Source organism: Nonlabens sp. (assembly GCF_018401815.1).
In the GTDB taxonomy this organism is placed as follows: domain Bacteria; phylum Bacteroidota; class Bacteroidia; order Flavobacteriales; family Flavobacteriaceae; genus Nonlabens.
The window spans coordinates 594,868-613,893 of record NZ_JAGYKG010000001.1 but is presented as its reverse complement, the minus strand read 5'-3'; the positions used below and the strand labels follow the sequence as shown (position 1 = coordinate 613,893).

Annotated in this window: 11 protein-coding genes; 10 read left to right on the top strand and 1 reads right to left on the bottom strand. The window is 38.5% G+C overall.

Annotated features, from left to right (window positions below; genetic code table 11):
- Positions 1-21: 21 nt before the first annotated feature.
- The 8 genes from KG732_RS02760 to KG732_RS02725 all read left to right on the top strand — a co-directional run bounded on the left by KG732_RS02760 (position 22) and on the right by KG732_RS02725 (position 15,062).
- The gene (locus tag KG732_RS02760; RefSeq protein ID WP_213520853.1) at positions 22-2,310 is read left to right on the top strand and encodes an NADP-dependent malic enzyme; all 2,289 of its coding nucleotides are present in this window, start codon (positions 22-24) and stop codon (positions 2,308-2,310) included.
- Positions 2,311-2,381: 71 nt separating this feature from the next.
- On the top strand, positions 2,382-2,963 hold the full coding sequence (gene ruvA / locus KG732_RS02755) for a Holliday junction branch migration protein RuvA (RefSeq protein ID WP_213520852.1): 582 nt from the start codon (positions 2,382-2,384) through the stop codon (positions 2,961-2,963).
- A 3-nt stretch (positions 2,964-2,966) separates the two neighbouring features.
- Entirely contained in the window at positions 2,967-10,187 is a 7,221-nt protein-coding gene (gene sprA / locus KG732_RS02750) for a cell surface protein SprA (protein WP_213520851.1), read from the top strand.
- 185 nt (positions 10,188-10,372) lie between these two features.
- Complete coding sequence (gene gcvH, locus KG732_RS02745) at positions 10,373-10,750, top strand: glycine cleavage system protein GcvH (protein WP_213520850.1); 378 nt, start codon at positions 10,373-10,375, stop codon at positions 10,748-10,750.
- On the top strand, positions 10,750-11,160 hold the full coding sequence (locus KG732_RS02740) for a VanZ family protein (RefSeq protein ID WP_213520849.1): 411 nt from the start codon (positions 10,750-10,752) through the stop codon (positions 11,158-11,160). The genes gcvH and KG732_RS02740 overlap by 1 nt, the downstream gene beginning before the upstream one ends.
- A 54-nt stretch (positions 11,161-11,214) precedes the next feature.
- Entirely contained in the window at positions 11,215-11,943 is a 729-nt protein-coding gene (locus tag KG732_RS02735; protein WP_213520848.1) for an energy transducer TonB, read from the top strand.
- A 103-nt stretch (positions 11,944-12,046) separates the two neighbouring features.
- Positions 12,047-12,847 (top strand): energy transducer TonB, encoded by an 801-nt coding sequence (locus tag KG732_RS02730; protein WP_213520847.1) that lies wholly within the window; start codon positions 12,047-12,049, stop codon positions 12,845-12,847.
- A 100-nt stretch (positions 12,848-12,947) separates the two neighbouring features.
- Complete coding sequence (locus KG732_RS02725) at positions 12,948-15,062, top strand: hypothetical protein (protein WP_213520846.1); 2,115 nt, start codon at positions 12,948-12,950, stop codon at positions 15,060-15,062.
- Between the two features lie 410 nt (positions 15,063-15,472).
- On the opposite strand, the gene KG732_RS02720 is transcribed toward KG732_RS02725, so the two are convergent.
- Positions 15,473-16,837, bottom strand: a complete 1,365-nt coding sequence (locus KG732_RS02720) for a saccharopine dehydrogenase C-terminal domain-containing protein (protein WP_213520845.1) — start codon at positions 16,835-16,837, stop codon at positions 15,473-15,475.
- Between the two features lie 53 nt (positions 16,838-16,890).
- Here KG732_RS02720 and KG732_RS02715 point away from each other — a divergent pair, with 53 nt between their 5' ends.
- Both KG732_RS02715 and pckA read left to right on the top strand, forming a co-directional pair.
- On the top strand, positions 16,891-17,286 hold the full coding sequence (locus tag KG732_RS02715; protein ID WP_213520844.1) for a DUF423 domain-containing protein: 396 nt from the start codon (positions 16,891-16,893) through the stop codon (positions 17,284-17,286).
- A gap of 54 nt (positions 17,287-17,340) precedes the next feature.
- The gene (gene pckA, locus KG732_RS02710; protein ID WP_213520843.1) at positions 17,341-18,954 is read left to right on the top strand and encodes a phosphoenolpyruvate carboxykinase (ATP); all 1,614 of its coding nucleotides are present in this window, start codon (positions 17,341-17,343) and stop codon (positions 18,952-18,954) included.
- Positions 18,955-19,026: the final 72 nt, after the last annotated feature.

The following is a 19,026-nucleotide window of genomic DNA, read 5'->3' as shown; positions in this document are numbered from 1 at the left end:
TTTGATTATTCTAACGGATTTATGAGCGAAGAAAGTAAGAGAAGAGAGGCATTAGTTTATCATGCAAAGCCTACTCCTGGAAAGATAAAAGTAGTACCTACTAAAAAACACAGCAGTCAGCGAGATTTGGCTCTTGCCTACAGTCCTGGTGTGGCAGCACCTTGCCTAGAGATTGCAAAAGACAAATCAAACGTGTATAAATACACTGCCAAGGGAAATCTAGTCGCGGTAATTTCTAACGGAACAGCTGTTCTGGGACTCGGTGATATAGGTCCTGAAGCTTCTAAGCCTGTAATGGAAGGAAAAGGGTTGTTATTCAAGATTTTTGCAGATTTAGATTGTTTTGATATTGAGGTAGACACTAAAGATGTAGATGAATTTATAACAACAGTAAAAAATATTGCTCCTACTTTTGGAGGGATCAACCTAGAAGATATCAAAGCTCCCGAAGCTTTTGAAATAGAAAGAAGACTCAAAGAAGAGCTGGACATTCCAGTCATGCACGATGATCAACATGGGACGGCAATCATTTCTAGTGCAGCCTTACTAAATGCCCTAGAAATAGCAGAAAAGAAAATAGAAGATGTCAAAATCCTTATTTCTGGAGCGGGTAGCGCCGCTATTTCTTGTACGAGTCTTTATGTAAAACTAGGCGCGAGGAAAGAAAACATTATGATGTTTGATATTGACGGTCTAATTACTAAAGACCGGGTAGACTTAGGACCAGAACAGATGCAATTTGCTACAGATCAACCTAAAATTAATTTACGGGAAGCCTTTAAAGGTACCGATGTTTTCTTGGGACTTTCAGCTGGTAATATTGTTGATGGCGATATGTTGAAATCTATGAATGATTCTCCTATTGTTTTTGCTATGGCAAATCCTACCCCCGAAATAGATTACCACACCGCAATGGCTTCTCGAGAAGATATCATTATGGCAACTGGAAGAAGCGATCATCCTAATCAGGTGAATAATGTTCTTGGTTTCCCATATATTTTTAGAGGTGCTATGGACGTGCGAGCTACCAAAATTAATGAAGAAATGAAATTGGCGGCTACCTATGCCATTGCTCAATTAGCTAAAGAGCCAGTACCTGAACAAGTGAATATTGCTTATGGGGAACTGAAGATAGCCTTTGGTAGAGATTATATCATTCCTAAGCCATTTGACCCTAGGTTAATAGCCACCATCCCTCCAGCAGTTGCAAGAGCGGCCATGGAGAGTGGTGTGGCTCAAGAGCCTATTACCGATTGGGATAAATATACAGAGCAATTGTTGAGTCGTATGGGATCAGATAACAAACTGGTGCGTTTGTTATTGAATCGCGCACGTACCAACCCTAAAAGGATTGTATTTGCTGAAGCAGACAACATCGACGTGCTTAAAGCAGCACAAATTGTATTAGAGGAGGGAATAGGGATTCCAATTTTATTGGGCCGTCGCGATATCATTGAAGAATTAATGGAGGATCTAGGTTTTGATCAGCCTTGTATGATTATCGACCCTAAATCTGATGAAGAAAAATCTCGTAGAGATCGATATGCTGGTGAATTCTGGAAACTAAGACATAGAAAAGGAACAACAGAATTTGACGCGGGAAAAACATTAAGGCAACGCAATTATTTTGCTGCCATGATGGTAAAATTAGGAGATGCAGATGCCCTGATCACTGGAGTGGCTCAATCCTATCCTATATCAGTGCGCCCTATGATGGAAATAATAGGGAAAGCTCCAGGAGTTGATAAAATTGCTACCACTAACCTCATGATTACTTCTCGAGGTCCTTTATTTGTGTCAGATACCTCTATAAATATCAATCCAGATGCATTAGAACTGGCCAAAATTGCACAAATGACAGGCCGCACTGCGGCTATGTTTGGAATTTCTCCAGTCATTGCGATGACTTCTTATGCCAATTTCGGCTCTTCAAAACATCCCAACGCTACAAAGGTTACTGAGGCGGTAAAATACTTGCATAAGTACTATCCAGATCTAGTAGTAGATGGAGAATTGCAAACAGATTTTGCTTTAAATCCAGAATTGTTACAAAGTAAATTCCCTTTTTCAAAGCTTGCAGGTAAAAAAGTGAACACTTTGATCTTTCCTAATTTGGAAAGTGCTAACAGTAGCTACAAAATGCTCAAAGAATTGAACGGTATCGACTCCATAGGTCCGATTATGATGGGAATGCAAAAGCCGGTTCATATCTTACAGCTAGGAGCAAGTGTGGATGAGATTGTTAATATGGCTGCGGTGGCCGTAATCGATGCACAGCAAAAAGAAAAACACGCCAGTAAAAAGCAATAAAAGCCTTTATAAGTCCGGACATTTGCTCGTTTATATTTTCTTACATTTGACTTTTTAAAATTTGTTGAATAATGATTGCACAACTGCAAGGAAAATTAGTGGAAAAAAACATGACAGATGTTGTCATTGATTGTGCTGGTGTAGGCTATCTAGTGGAAATTTCTTTGCACACGTATTCTTTGATTCCAGAAGGGGAAGCGATCAAATTATTTACCTATCAATTAGTCCGGGAAGATGCGCACCGACTTTTTGGTTTTGCTGAAAAAACGGAGCGAGAGGTTTTTAAATTATTACTCTCTGTTTCCGGTATTGGTGCCAACACTGCTCGGACCATGCTATCGAGCTTAGATCCCAATCAAATTGCACAAGCTATTGCTTCTGGAGATGTGAGAACCATTCAAAGTATCAAAGGTATAGGTGCAAAAGGGGCACAACGAGTCATTTTAGATTTGAAAGATAAAATAGTGCAAGTACTCGATAATCCGCAATTAACGATGGTTTCAAGCAATACTGGAAGAGAAGAAGCGTTATCTGCTTTAGAAACCTTAGGATATATGCGCAAACAAGCTCAGAATGTGGTGGACAAAATTCTATCGACTCAACCAGATGCCACTACAGAACAACTTATAAAACAAGCACTTAAACAATTATAAGATTTGAGATATTGCAATACTAATCTGAGGGCTGTTGTCTTTCTTTTGTCTTTATTTGTTTTCGCTTTCGCGAAAGCGCAAGACCCAACAGAAACTCCTCAAGACTCTATTAAAACAGGGGTGCGGTTGGGTTCCTTAAAATTGCCAGATCCACCAAGCATTACATCTTTATACACCTATGATGCTAATCTCGACCGTTACGTGTATTCCAGTTCTTTTAATGGCTATAACATTGATTACCCATTCATTCTAACTCGTGAGCAGTACCTAGAGATCGTGCTCAAGCAACAAATGATGGATTACTTCAGAGAAAAAGCGGCTGCAATCGCCGGTAAATCTGAAGAAGATAAAGCAAAACAAAAAGACTTACTTCCTAACTTTTACGTGAATTCGGATCTTTTTGCATCTATTTTTGGAGGTTCAGAAATTGATATAGACCCTCAAGGTTCTGTAGAAGTAGATTTAGGGTTGTTATTCAACCGTTCTGACAACCCAAGTTTTTCCCCTCGCAACCGACAGAACCTTACTTTTGATTTCAATCAACGCATCAATTTAAGTTTAGTAGGTAAGGTAGGAACGCGATTACAGGTAAATGCCAACTATGATACGCAAAGTACGTTTAACTTTCAAAACCAAATCAAGCTGGACTATACTCCTACGGAGGATGACATTCTTCAAAGTATAGAAGTAGGTAATGTTGCAATGCCCCTTAATTCTCAATTGATACGAGGTGCACAAAGTCTTTTTGGTATTAAAACAGAATTGCAATTCGGTAAAACCAGAATTACTGCTGTATTTTCAGAACAACAATCAGAGTCAACAACCGTGCAGGCAGCCGGAGGGGCAACAGTAAACGATTTTGATTTTTTCTCTTTAGATTACGATGAGAACAGACACTATTTCTTATCGCATTATTTTAGAGATAATTATGACACATCCTTACAAAATTACCCATTCATTAATAACAATATACAGATCACACGCGCCGAAGTGTGGATCACGAACAGAGGGAACAGGACTCAAGATGTGCGTAACTTGGTAGCCATTCAGGATATAGGAGAATCAGATCCTTCTAACATTGGATTAGACAACGCTCCAAGTGGCTTTTTGAACGCGCCGGCTGGAAGTTTTCCAGATAATGCTAACAACGATTTTAATCCAGTAGGAATCAGTGGTGGTGCCCAAACAATTTTAAATTCGCAAATTCGAGACATAGCAACAGTACAATCTGGTTTTGGTGGAACAAACGTGAACGAAGGGTTTGACTATGTCACCTTAGAAAACGCTCGTAAATTAACGCCTCAAGAATACACATTAAATACCCAGCTGGGATATATTTCCCTAAGACAACGGTTGAACAATGATGAAGTTCTTGCAGTATCTTTTCAATATACGGTGGCCGGAAAGGTCTATCAAGTGGGAGAATTTGCAAACGATGGTGTTGTTGCTACAGACGTAGTAGCAAACCCTAATCCTAATCAGCCGCCAGTAAACAATCAAAGTCTAGTGGTTAAATTATTGAAGAGTAACCTCACCAACGTGAGCGAGCCTATCTGGGATTTAATGATGAAAAATATTTATAATCTAGGTGGTTTTCAACTGACTCCAGAAGATTTTAAACTAAACATCTTTTATCAATATCCGCCTGAGCTCAATTATATCACTGCAGCAGAAGGAACTTTGACGAACCCAGCAGTTGCTCTACCAGCCGATGTGGATCAAACGACATTGATACGGGTTTTTAACCTCGACAGATTAAATCAACAGCAAGATCCACAACCTGCGGGAGACGGTTTCTTTGATTTTGTTCCAGGAATTACTATAGATCCTCAAAACGGGCGTATTATCTTTACTACGGTCGAGCCCTTTGGTAGTCATTTGTTTAGAAAACTTGATAACACGCCAGGTGCTGGGCCAGAAGATTATAATGATCCTACTACTTATAATGCTAACCAAGCACAGTATGTGTATCGAGATATGTACCGCACCACCAAAGCGCAAGCTTTACAAAGCGCCGATAAAAACAAGTACTTAATTAAAGGGGAATATAAAGCAACAGGTCAGGAAGGAATTCCAATAGGTGGTTTTAATGTTCCTAGAGGTTCTGTAACAGTTACCGCTGGAGGAAGAACACTTCAAGAAGGAATTGATTATACAGTAGATTATCAGTTGGGTCGAGTGATCATACTCGATCAAGCTTTATTAAATTCCAATACCCCCATCCAAGTTTCTACGGAAAACAATTCTGTCTTTAACCAGCAAACCAAACGTTTTACGGGAATCAATGTAGAACACAAATTTAGCGAGGACTTTATTCTAGGAGGAACATTCTTAAACTTAAAGGAACGACCGATTACTCAAAAATCGACTTATGGATTCGAGCCTATCAATAATACCATTATGGGCATCAACTTCTTGTACAATACAGAAGTTCCTTTTTTGACCAGGTTAGCAAATAAGCTTCCTAATGTAGATACAGATGTGGTTTCAAATTTATCATTAAGAGGAGAGTTTGCTTATTTATTTCCTGGATCCCCAGCTGGGGATAATTTTGGAGGACAAGCCGCCGCTTATGTGGACGATTTTGAAGGCTCACAAACTTCTATTGATATTTTAACCCCATTTTCTTGGTCACTTGCCAGTACTCCTAAAGCTTTTGAAGGAGCAGGTAGTACTGCAAATCCACTGGCTTATAATTTTAATCGTGCCAAAATCGCTTGGTACTCCATCGATCCTATCTTTTATGGAAATCAGCGTCCAGCTGGGATTACAGATCAAGATGTTTCTGATTACCGAACTAGACGTGTTTTTATAGATGAAATTTTACCTAATGTAGATTTGCAACAAGGACAACAGCAAGTCATCAATACCTTGGATCTGGCTTATTACCCTAGCGAGCGCGGTCAGTACAATTATAATCCGCAAGCAGCAGGTACCAATATACTTCCCAACCCACAAAGTAATTGGGGTGGGATCATGCGTTCCTTCTCCAGTACAGATTTTGAGCAGACTAATGTGGAATACGTTCAATTCTGGATTATGGATCCGTTTCAATATGATGCTGCTAATGATGGAGGAACTATATCTATTAACTTAGGAAGCATCTCTGAAGATGTTTTAAAGGATAATAGAAAGCAATTTGAAAATGGACTGCCTAATGACGGTGGTACAGAACTTACTACGAATACGGCTTATGGAAAAGTTCCAGTAAACCAATCCTTAGTCTATGCATTTGACACCCAAGGAGCTGAGCGTACTAATCAAGATATTGGTTTAGATGGGTATAGCGATAATGAAGAAATAATAGCGTTTCCAGCTTTTGGACCTGTGGATCCAGCTGGGGATAATTATGAATTTTTTTTAGCGGCAAGTGGAGATATTCCAATGCGCTATAAGAATTACAACGGTACGGAAGGGAATTCACCTACAGTAGTTACTCAAGATAATCGTGGTGCCACCACCTTGCCCGATGTAGAAGACATCAATCGGGATAATACCATGAATACTATTGATAGTTATTATGAATATGATATTGATATTTATCCAGGAATGGATGTGACAAACAGCGAGTACATTTTTGATACAAAAACAGTTCAGACCACCCTACCTAACGGCAATCAAATTAGTACAAGATGGGTTCAATTTAGAGTGCCATTAAGTGATCCAAATCGAGAAGAAATAGGAGGAATCGCGGACTTTAGAGCGATACGCTTTATGAGAATGTACCTTTCAGATTTTGAAGTGGACACCTATTTGAGATTTGGTTCATTGGATTTGGTACGAGGTGATTACAGAAGATTTACAGACTCGTTGGACGATACAGACCCCATCGCATCAGATGATCCTACCGTTTTTGAAGTAGAAGGAGTAAATATTGAGAATAATGAAGCTCGTACACCTATTCCGTATAGGTTGCCTCCCGGAGTAGAAAGGGAAGAGTTAAGAACACAAAATCAAAACATACGTCAGAATGAACAATCTCTTGCACTCAGGGTTTGTGATTTAGAAGCTGGTGATGCTCGAGGGGTTTTTAAAAACATTCGAATAGATATGCGTCAGTATGAAGCACTTCAAATGTTTGTACATGCAGAATCTTTGGTGAATGAAATGTCTGTTGGCGATGATGAGTTGGAGGCTTTTATTCGAATTGGTGTTGACTATACTCAAAACTTTTATGAAATTCGACTTCCATTACAACCTACAGCATTTGGTACAGATGTGCGGGAAGAAATCTGGCCTCAAGCCAATAATTTTGATATCGACCTTGCCGTACTTCAAGAAATTAAAGCTCGAGTTTTAGGAGACAATAACTTAAATATAAGTGACCTTAATTTCTTTGATCAGGCAGATCTTGATCCTAGTAGTGCTGGAGAGGAAAATCAACAAAAGTATGGTATTAAAGGAAACCCTAACTTCGGTGATATTCGCGCCATGATGATAGGAGTTCGAAATGCTACCAATAGTAATATTTGTGGTGAGGTATGGTTCAATGAAATGCGTCTAGCTGGATTGAAAAATCAAGGCGGTTATGCAGCGGTGATGAATATGGATGCTAACATTGCAGATTTTGCCAGTGTTAGTGCGACAGGTAGAAGAAGTACTATAGGTTTTGGAGCTATTGAGCAAGGTCCACAAGAAAGGAGTCGAGAAAACCTAACTCAATACGACATTACTACAAATGTAAGTCTTGGTAAGTTATTGCCGGCTAAATGGGGAGTTTCCTTGCCTTTTTCATATAGCCTAGGGGAAGAAACCATTACACCACAATTTGATCCTCAATTTGAAGACATCGAGTTAGAAACACGGCTAGATAATGCAACTAGCGATGCAGAGCGAGATGCCATTAGGGAACAGTCAGAGGATTATACCAGAAGGCAAAGTGTCAATCTAATAGGTGTGCGCAAAGAACGCACTGGGGAAGCGATACCTATGCCTTATGATATAGAGAATTTTACATTTTCTGGTTCTTATAATCAGACCGATCAACGCAATTTTGAAGTAGAGAAGTTTCAAGATCAATCTGTCAACATAGGAGGTACTTATAATTACGCATTTCCTAAGATAGAGTTAGAACCTTTTAAAAAGGCAGATTGGTTAAATAATAAGTATTTAAAGTTTGTAAAAGATGTTAATTTTAATCCGTTTCCCAATAATTTTTCTGCGGGGTTAAATGTACTTCGTCAATATAATACTCAAAAATTTCGCGATTTACAGTTGGATACCAACCCAGTAGATTTGGATGGCGACGGCCTTCCAGACGCTCAAAATATTACGCTGGCACCTTTGACCAACCGTAACTTTACCATGAATCATCAATATGCCATTAATTGGGACCTCACTAAGTCCTTACAGGTCAATCTTTCTGCAAATAACGATCGTTTGATACGCAGCTATGTCAATGAAGACAGTACCATTGACGAGAGTTATACTTTATGGACCGACTTCTTTGATGAGGGAATTCCCAACTCGCATTCACAACAATTGCAACTCACCTATAAGTTGCCTTTTGATAAGTTTCCTTTTCTCGCTTTCGCGAAAGCGAACTACACCTACACCTCTAATTTTAATTGGACGCGCAATGCACAGCAGTTTGCTCAGTTGGATGGTATTCCAGATTTAGGGAATTCGATTCAAAATGCTAATACGCATCGCATGAATGGAACTTTAGACTTAGATAAATTGTACAAGTATGTTGGTTTAGAAAAAAAGAAATTTGGTTTTGTTGCAAATAATGCCGGTAGATCTAGAGATAAGTCCAGGACAAGAAGTAGAAAGCCCACCCCTCAAACAGAAGAAAAAAAGACTGATCAACCAAAAATCCCTAAAAAGAATTTTGGGAATCAAGCATACAACACCTTGATAGGAATAGTGACTTCGGTAAAAAGAGCACAAATCAATTATCAAGAAACAAATGGTATTTTCCTGCCAGGCTACACTCCAGATATAGGTTTTATAGGTACTTTACAACCTACATCAGGTTTTGTTTTCGGTAGTCAAGCAGAAGTACGAGACCTTGCGGCAAGACGTGGTTGGTTAACACTTTACCAAGATTTTAATCAGCAATACAGTGAGGTAGAAACCCGACAATTGGATTTCAATTTTAAAGTGGATGTATTAAAAGACCTTTCTATTGATATTTTAGGAAATCGCGCCTACCAAGAGACGTACACCGAAAATTACAGAGTAGATGAGAACGATTTAACTTACCAATCGCTTACTCCTAACAATTTTGGTAACTTTAATATTACCAATTTAATGATAGGAACCGCTTTTCAAAAAAGCACCATAGAAGGTTCTCCTACTTTTGATACATTTAGAAGCAATAGACTGGCTGTTGCTGACAGACTCGCAACAGAGTTTTACGGTACGAATACGTTTACCAGAGATATAGATGGTTATCCAGAAGGCTTTTCTAGAAATAGTCAGCAAGTCTTATTGCCAGCATTTTTAGCTGCTTATGAAGGCAGGGACGTAGGCAAGCAGGACGCTAATGCATTTAGTGATATTCCCTTACCCAATTGGACGGTGAAATATACTGGATTGATGAATTTAAATTGGTTTAAGAAACGTTTCCGAAGGTTTTCGATCAACCACGGATACCGTTCTAGTTTTACCATCAATCAGTTCCAAACCAATCTGGATTATGCACAAGGTAATGGTGCTTTGACCTACCAAGATCAAGTTGGAACTAATGCATTGAATCAAAACGGCGATTTTAAATCTAGAGATTTATACTTCAACATCAACCTTGCAGAACAGTTCAGTCCGCTTATTAAATTGGATTTTGAAATGAAGAATTCAGTTTCTGTTGCTGCCGAATTGAGAAGAGATCGTGCTATTTCCTTAAGCTTTGATAACAACTTACTTACAGAGATCAATGGTAATGAATTGATACTAGGACTGGGTTATCGTATCAAAGACTTGAGGTTTAAAACCAAGGTAGGAGGGAGAAGTACCGTTATCAAGAGTGATTTGAACTTGAGGTTGGATGGTTCAGTTAGAGACAATATAACTATTGTAAGATACCTGGATTTGGATAACAGTCAGGCAACTGCTGGTCAGACTATTTACGGTCTTAAGTTCACAGCAGACTATAATCTAAGTACGGCTTTCACGGCGATTTTTTATTACGATCACACGTTTTCTGAATTTGCTATTTCTACGGCATTTCCACAAACGACTATACGTAGTGGATTTACGTTGAGATATACATTTGGTAATTAAAATTTCAGCAAATTTGGGTGATGATGCTCAGGTAGGGTAGGGAAGTAATTTTCAAATTTCTCTTGAATCATTCTGAATCTAATTTGATTTATAAAACAAAAGATACAGTAGTCATAAATAAACCTTTTAGCTTCTGAATTAATAGAAAGAGTTATCTTAAATTTACGCTTTCAAAAATATATATAATGAATATCCCATCAGAATTAAAGTACACTAAGGATCACGAATGGATCAAAATAGACGGAGACGTTGCTACTGTAGGTATCACAGATTTTGCTCAAAGCGAGTTAGGTGATATCGTTTACGTAGAAGTAGAAACATTAGACGAGACACTTGATCAGGAAGAAGTTTTTGGAACCGTAGAAGCAGTTAAAACGGTTTCTGATTTATTTCTTCCATTAACGGGCAAGATTACTGACTTTAATGAGAAGCTTGAAGATGAGCCAGAGTTGGTAAATTCAGATCCTTATGGTGAAGGATGGATGATTAAAATGAAATTGACAGATGCTTCTGAAATAGAAGGATTACTCAATGCTGACGCCTACAAGGAGCTAGTAGGATAATGCAAAGGCTTGTTTATTGGTTAGCGCCTTTATACACGGCTGTTATTGTAATAGCATCATTGATTAAAAATCATGCGCCATCAATAGCTATTTCCAACATAGATAAAATCTACCATGCTCTTGCTTATTTCATCATGACCTTGGTTTGGTACTTCTATTTTTACACACGTTACCTGAATAAACAGCGTCTTAATTCTATTGGAGCGTTCTCCATTCTTAAGAATGGGTCCCGCACCATTGCTATTGGAGCAGCAGTTTTTTCGCTTTTGTTGGGGGTCCTAGTTGAGTTTGGGCAGGAATATCTTTCGGTAAATAGAACTATGGATGTTATGGATGTGCTGGCTAATTTTGCTGGCATTATTCTTGCAGTATTAATTCTATTCATTTTTAACCAACAGAAAACAACATAAATCTTTTGTTAGCAAAAAGATTTAGTTATTTTTAACCTCTCAAATACAACCATCATGGAAGTAAAAAAATCAGAAAAAGCAGATTTACGTAAAAATATTACGCTATACGCCCTGTCAGGCTTAGCGTTCATGCTATTGCTGTCGTGGCAAGGATTAGAGTATGAGTCTAGAACTGTAGAAATAGAAGAGGTTTTTCAGGAACCAGACGAGCTCTTCATTGAAGAGGAAATTCCTATTACTCAAATGCTTGACACCCCACCACCACCACCACCACCGCCACCAGCGCCTGAAATCATCGAGGTAGTTAAAGATGAAGTGGAGATCGAAGAAGTAATCATTGAAGATACAGAAACGGACGAGCAAGAAGAAATCGTTGAGATTGACGAGGTTTCTGAAGAAGCCGGTGTCGATGTAGTCATAGCTGACGTTCCTTTTGCAATTATTGAAAACGTGCCGATCTATCCCGGTTGTGAAGGCATGAAAAACAATGCAGATCGCAAGAAATGTATGAGTGAAAAAATTACCAAATTTGTAAATAGAGAGTTTAATACAGGTCTTGCAAACGAATTAGGCCTTTCTGGAAAACAGAAGATAGCTGTTCAATTTAAAATCGATTCTAAAGGAAATGTCGTAGGTATACAGTCTAAAGCAAAGCATCCAAAGCTACAAGCGGAAGCAGCTAGAGTTATTAATAGATTGCCATCTATGACTCCAGGAAAGCAAAGAGGCAAGCCAGTAGGGGTTATCTACGCATTGCCAATTATATTTTCAGTGCAAGATTAATGAACACTCCTCATTACTAGATAGAATCCCCAACCAAAACAGGTTGGGGATTTTTTTTGGTATGTTTCTTGATTTCTCTTTAAAATAACATAAACCATTTATTATGAAGATGTCAAAAGAGGAAAGAGGCACTGCAACACCTCACAACACTCGCAGAGCTGATAAAAAAGCTGTGAACACCCAAGTTAACCCTGTTATTAATTTCCAGATAGGACTTATTGCTGCGCTGGTCGCTGCATTCCTTATTATGGAACTAACTACGGCAATGCCGCTAAAAAGGGTTCCAACACCACATACGGTACATGTGCCTTCTGAATATCCTCTTATAGGTGAAGTTAAGATTGTACCAAACGAAGCACCTAAGCCTGAAATTAAAAAGACTGAGGCTGTAACTATTAAGGCAGATGCTAATAAACCACCTGAAGTAATAAAAAACAACACTCCAGATCTTCCAGACACAAAGAATAAACCAGTAACTCTAGTTACAACTACTTTTTTGAAATCAGGTACAACAGAAGCAAAACCAACTCCAGTAATCCCTAAAAATGAGGTGCTCGCTTCTGTTCATGAGGTGCCTCTATTTCCTGGATGTAGTGCGTCAATGGATCGAGAAGAACGAGTAAGCTGCCTGAATAGAAAAATGGCTCGTTTTATACAGCGCAAGTTTAATACAGGGCTGGCAAACGCTATAAAAGGAACAGATATGATGATTATTTATGTTCAGTTTACGATAGGTATAGATGGGTTCCCTAAGGATATAGTAGTAAAAGCACCTAATAAAGAGTTGGAAAGAGAAGCATACCAAGTAATTTCTAGGTTGCCAGAAATGACGCCAGGTAAGGTCGATCACATGCCGGTTAAGGTTACTTATGCATTGCCTATTCGATTTCAAATAAATCATTGAGACAGTCGTTTTAATTATTTTTAAAGCCGTGAACTTTCACGGCTTTTCTATTTTCGAGACGCTTACTAAAACAAGTATATTTGTTGTTTATTAAGAAGCTATGAAATTTCTGTACACGTTATTTTTCTTGACATTATCAAGTGTTGTTTTTGCACAGTCAGGCATGGAGAGATTCCCTGTTTTTGAAGAGTGTAAAGAAAAAACTCTTGACCAATTAGAAAGTTGCTTTTACAATAGGCTTTATGCACAACTTAAAGACAGCTACCAGCATCCAGTGAACAACGATAGTATCCCTAATCAATCAGTTACCATACGATTTGAAGTAGATCGTGAAGGTAGTTTTGTTTTGATACGAGCAGATGCCTTAAAAGCCTCTTTAAAGGAGCCGATGATTAAGGCCTTTGAAAAGCTCCCTAAAGTGGGAGCCCCCACTTTTAACGGGAATCCTACTTACATGCAGTTCGTAATTCATATTCCAGTTCCTATGAAGGATTCAGGTTCTTTTCAACTCTATAGCAATTCGGATAAGGAGATAAAAAAGAAGCAAATAAAGAAAGAGACCGAAGATAGTCTCGCTTTCGCGAAAGCGAATGAAGATTTCAAGAGCATTATAAGCGACCGCTACGAGAGAAATCAACTGAGGTCTGATGCCATTATTCCACTCTCCTATCAACGATACCATCGATACGAAGCAGCTATGAATCGAGTAGGGAATAATGCGCATACCGCTGTAAAACCTTATACCTTTAATTACGTGGATCAGTATTTTGATTTGGAAGCAGAAAGAGAGTCGCTTCTCAAGGATCAAAGGACATGGTTAGGTCGCAAATGGTATAACGAACACTTTTTTGAAGTAGCTGGAGAAGACTATTGGTTTGTTGTAGACCCAGGTGTAGATCTACAAATTGGTAAAGATTCTAGAGACGATATAACTACCTATAACAATACTAGATTAGTAAATGTCAGTGGTGGAATAGGAGCCCAGATCACCTTTGGTATGAACATACAAGAATCTCAAGCCAGATTTCCAGGTTATTTTGAACGAGAAGTACGACTGCGTGCTCCAGATGGTGGTAATCCTGGGATCGTTCCAGGAAGAGGGATAGCCGAAGATGGTGGTGAAAACATCTTTGATTATCCAGTAGCGACAGGGTATATCAATTATAAGCCCAGTAAATATTTTGATTTACAATTAGGTCATGGACAGCATTTTATAGGGGATGGATACCGCTCCTTAGTTTTGAGTGATAACTCGCAACCATTTCCATATGTTAAGCTTAACGCCAAATTTTGGAAACTAGATTATACGGTATTATATACTTCTTTAAGAGATGTGCGGTCTGAAGTAACCGCTGATGATTCTTTTCGAACAAAGTTTATGACTCATCATTACTTAAGCTGGAATGCCACAAAAAGATTAAACATAGGACTTTTTGAAAGTGTACTTTGGCAAGATGATAATCAGAGGGGATTTGATTTCAATTATGTAAACCCAGTTATTTTTTATCAATCAGTAGAATTACAAACAGGCTCGCGTGGAGGAAATGCGTTATTAGGTTTCACGGCAAAATATAAATTTAGTGACCGTTTAACGGGTTATGGACAATTAACTTTAGATGAATTCTCAGGAGCTTCTGTAGTTAGTGGGGATGGAGGTTATCAAAATAAAAGTGCTTATCAATTGGGTGTGAAATGGCAAAATGCATTTAAGGTTCCTAACTTAATGATGCAATTAGAATACAATAGGGTGCGACCTTATACGTATTCTCATAATTCTGTAGTGCTCAATTATGGTAATAGCAATCAAGCACTAGCACATCCTTGGGGAGCCAACTTTTATGAGGCCATATTAATTGGGCGTTATACAAAAGACCGCTGGTATGGAATTGCTAAAGCTATTTATGGAGAACGAGGGTATGATATTCTTCAAAATGGAGATAATGCGTTTTATGGAGGGAATATTTATGGTTCTGAAGATGATCGTGTTGCTGATAATGGTAATGAAACCGTACAAGGTAATATCTCCAATTTCTTTTATGGACATCTAGAAGCTGGCTATGTGATTAATCCTGCCAGTAGGTTAAAAGTTTTTAGCCAAATGATTTACCGCAGTCAGAATCCGCGGTATACTAATGATGTTGTTCGCGGTGAAAGTACCATGTGGCTCAATATTGGGTTGCGTACTGATATTATGAATTGGTCATTTGATAGATAACCGATTGATCGTTAATTAGCTCTGGCCTCAATTATTTTTATAAATAAGATACTCGCCATGTTACGTGCTCGTCTTATGGCGAGATCTGCTATTGGACCTACACCCCATTCATTTATGGTCGCTGCCTAGAGGTCGATCCACATACTAAAATGATTCTTTTCTCTTGTTGCTTTAGTTTTTGATGAGCTGTTACAGGGTTCCTTTGAAAGCCTTTAGTAAGGAATAAGGTGTTTTCCAAAAAGTCAGTGATGTGATCTAGATGAGCAGGTCAGTTCTTTATCGCTTAGTTAAAAAATGGGTGACAGAGTATCTTCAGATCTTTTTTTTATAAAATTGGCTACTAGAATTTGAATATCCTCTTTAGGTAGTTAGGTCTTAATTTTTTGGTTTTAATAGTTTTTTCTAGTTATCTATACTTGTAATTTATTATACCCTAGATATTCTGTCTCGCTTTCGCGAAAGCGAATCCCGTGATTTTCTAGTTCTGTAAGTATAGGTTGATATACAGAGGCCTTAATAGGGATTTGTACGCCTGGTTCTGTAAATTCTCCATTTAAAATTTTCAAGGCGGCAATCGCAACAGGAAGTCCTACTGTTTTGGCCATGGCGGTTTGTAACCCCCCGTCCCCTAGACATACCATGGTACTGTCTATTTGTTTTTTTTCACCATTTAGTTCATAGCCAAATTTATGGTACATCACGATCATATCTTTTTCACCTGGTTGAAGTGTCCAAGAATCTTCTAATATGAATTGTAGCATTTGTGCTGGAGTCGCGTCTTTAAGTCCTGTTTTCTTCTTATTATTAAAAATATCCAGTTCTTCCAATTTAAGCCACATAATGTCGTCTTGATCTATTTTTAGTTCGTGCCGCATTTTTAATTCCACACTGTCCGTAGGAGAATAAGGAAGGAAACTATTGATAAAATCACGATACGTCATGTTTTCAGAGCCTTCTAAAGTATAGGTATCGTCAGTGAGTCCTAGTTGTACAAACATATTCCATGCTTTGCTAAAGCCTACCCGTCGCATCGTACCTCTATACAGGGTAAGAATATCGTCGAGGCCGTATATCTCTCTATATTTAAGACTATTTCTATTTGCTAGTGCTTCAAAGCGTCCGTAGCCTTCTATTTCAAGCAATTCTGTTCTTCTAAAAAGTCGGTGATACGGTATGTATTTGTATTTTCCCTCTTGAATAAATTTTGCAGCACCACCTTGACCTGCGGTTACTACATTGCGAGGATTCCAGGTAAATTTATAATTCCAAAGATTGTTATCATCTTCTGGGGCGACCAGTCCACCAGTAAAAGATTCAAAAAGTAATAGGTTACCCCCTTGACTGGTAATGCGATCAATAATTTTCATAGCGCTCATGTGGTCTACTCCTGGATCCACGCCTATTTCATTCATAAAAATGAGCCCTTTTTCTTTTACCTCTTGATCAAGAGATTCCATTTCTGGACTGACGTAGCTAGCAGTGACCATGTTTTTATTAAAAGCCACACAGTCTCTAGCAACTTCTATATGAAATCTAGCAGGGAGCATTGAAATCACGAGGTCTGCTTTTTGAATGTGTAGTTTGCGTTGCTCTGGCTCAAAAATATCCAATTTCACCGCTGTGGCATTTTCATGACCTTTACTCAGGAATTGAGCGCTTTGTAAATTTATATCTGCTATAATGAGCTGTATGTGTTGTTCTTTAGATTTACTTAAAAGATGATCTACCAGTACACCAGTAGATTTTCCGGCACCTATAATTAAGATGTGTCGCATGGGTGTTGTATTTTAGTGCCAAGTTAAGCGTCTTAAGCTAAATTTAAAATACAATGGAAAGAAAGTTGTTAATCGCGGGGTGTACTTTTGCTGTAATGGCTGTGATTTTAGGAGCGTTGGGGGCACACGCCCTTGAAAAAGTACTAGAACCTCAACAAGTTAAAAGTTTTGAAACCGGTGTGCGGTATCAATTATTTCATGCGATTGCTTTGATTGCTTTTTCACAAGTAACCTTACTAACCGATGCTTCAAAAAATATTTTATTGTACCTTTTTGTTATCGGAATGCTACTTTTTTCTTTTAGTATCTATGGACTTTCTTTGTCCAAATGGCTACAAGTAAATTTAAAATTCCTAGGACCTGTAACCCCTTTGGGTGGTTTAAGTTTGATTTCGGGTTGGTTTTTTGCTTTGTGGAAAATCATTTCACATAATTCTATGAATAATTAGTGAGACCCATTTTAGTGTTATATTTTTGTGCGATATCTAACTAAACGGATTATCATGGGTTCAAACACCTTTATTTCGCAATCGATTGCGTTAACCGAATGGGGAATCAAAAATTCCAAAATCAATTACCAACTCACGCCTGAAATTCTACAAAAAATATCTGTAGCAAATTATGGCGGTAAAGAAACTGATAATGGCACCTTAGCGGTTCATACAGGAGAGTTTACTGGTCGTTCTCCTATGGATCGTTTCATTGTAAAAGATGAAGTGACGGAAGACAAAGTCTTGTGGGGCAAGATCAATATTCCTTTTGAATCAGATAAATTTGATGCGCTACTTGATAAGGTGACCTCCTACCTAGACGGCAAAGAGCTTTTTGTACGCGATGCTTATGCATGTGCTCACGAAGATTACCGGCTTCAGCTGAGAGTCATTACTGAGTATCCATGGTCTAATATGTTTGCCTATAATATGTTTATAAGACCTTCTGAAGAGGAACTCGATCAATTTGATCCAGAATGGACAGTCATCAATGCACCTGGGTTTAGAGCTGTTCCCGATGAAGACGGAACAAGACAGCACAATTTTGCTATTCTAAATTTCTCCAGAAAAATTGCACTTATAGGAGGTACCGGTTATACTGGGGAGATCAAAAAAGGAGTGTTTAGTGCTTTGAATTTTATTTTGCCGGTTTATAAAAAGACTTTACCTATGCACTGTAGTGCCAATGTAGGTAAAGATGGTACTACCGCTATTTTCTTTGGTTTAAGCGGAACTGGTAAAACAACTCTATCTACAGATCCAGAAAGAGCACTAATAGGAGATGACGAGCACGGATGGACAGAAGATAATGAAGTTTTTAATTTTGAAGGAGGTTGTTATGCAAAAGTGATCAACTTAGATCCGGAAGGAGAGCCAGAAATTTATAATGCGATCAAGGCTGGTGCGCTACTAGAAAATGTTATTTTTAAGGAAGATGACAGTGTTAATTTTGCAGATACATCTATTACCCAAAATACACGAGTAAGTTATCCCATTTTCCACATTGAAAATATTAGGGAGCCATCAGTTGGTAAAAACCCTAAGAATATCTTTTTCCTTACGGCAGATGCTTTTGGGGTATTACCTCCCATATCGAAATTGACTCCGGGTCAAGCAGCCTATCATTTTATAAGCGGTTATACAGCAAAAGTTGCTGGTACGGAGGCTGGGGTTACCGAGCCAGACCCTAGTTTTTCGGCATGTTTTGGCGCTCCTTTTATGCCGTTACATCCTACAGTATATGCAGATATGTTGAGTAAAAAGATGAAGGAGTCTGGCGTTACGGTATGGCTCGTAAATACTGGTTGGACAGGGGGTCCTTATGGCGTGGGAAGTCGTATGAAATTGAAGTATACCCGCGCTATGATTACTGCGGCTCTTGATGGTTCTTTGGAAGAAGCTAACAAAGGGAATTATCACTATCACTCTATGTTTGGTGTGGCGCAACCGGTAACTTGCCCTAATGTACCTAAAGAAGTTTTGAGTCCGCGTAAATCTTGGAATAACGACAAAGCTTATTATGAAACTGCCGAAAAACTGAGACAGTTCTTTATTGATAACTTTAAAAAGTTTGAAGAGCAGGCCTCAGAAGAAATTCTTGCTGGTGGTCCACCAAGAAAGCTATAAATTGTAAAAGGCGCAATTATAAAAAACGTCCTGAATAACTAATTCAGGACGTTTTTGTTTGTTGTTGTGTTG

Excerpts from the sequence above, each read along its gene's own strand:
- KG732_RS02725 (WP_213520846.1), top strand. The coding sequence starts at position 12,948 with ATGAAATTTCTGTACACGTTATTTTTCTTGACATTATCAAGTGTTGTT.
- KG732_RS02730 (WP_213520847.1), top strand. The coding sequence starts at position 12,047 with ATGAAGATGTCAAAAGAGGAAAGAGGCACTGCAACACCTCACAACACT.
- gcvH (WP_213520850.1), top strand. The coding sequence starts at position 10,373 with ATGAATATCCCATCAGAATTAAAGTACACTAAGGATCACGAATGGATC.
- pckA (WP_213520843.1), top strand. The coding sequence starts at position 17,341 with ATGGGTTCAAACACCTTTATTTCGCAATCGATTGCGTTAACCGAATGG.
- KG732_RS02715 (WP_213520844.1), top strand. The coding sequence starts at position 16,891 with ATGGAAAGAAAGTTGTTAATCGCGGGGTGTACTTTTGCTGTAATGGCT.
- KG732_RS02735 (WP_213520848.1), top strand. The coding sequence starts at position 11,215 with ATGGAAGTAAAAAAATCAGAAAAAGCAGATTTACGTAAAAATATTACG.
- ruvA (WP_213520852.1), top strand. The coding sequence starts at position 2,382 with ATGATTGCACAACTGCAAGGAAAATTAGTGGAAAAAAACATGACAGAT.
- KG732_RS02760 (WP_213520853.1), top strand. The coding sequence starts at position 22 with ATGAGCGAAGAAAGTAAGAGAAGAGAGGCATTAGTTTATCATGCAAAG.
- KG732_RS02740 (WP_213520849.1), top strand. The coding sequence starts at position 10,750 with ATGCAAAGGCTTGTTTATTGGTTAGCGCCTTTATACACGGCTGTTATT.
- KG732_RS02720 (WP_213520845.1), bottom strand. The coding sequence starts at position 16,837 with ATGCGACACATCTTAATTATAGGTGCCGGAAAATCTACTGGTGTACTG.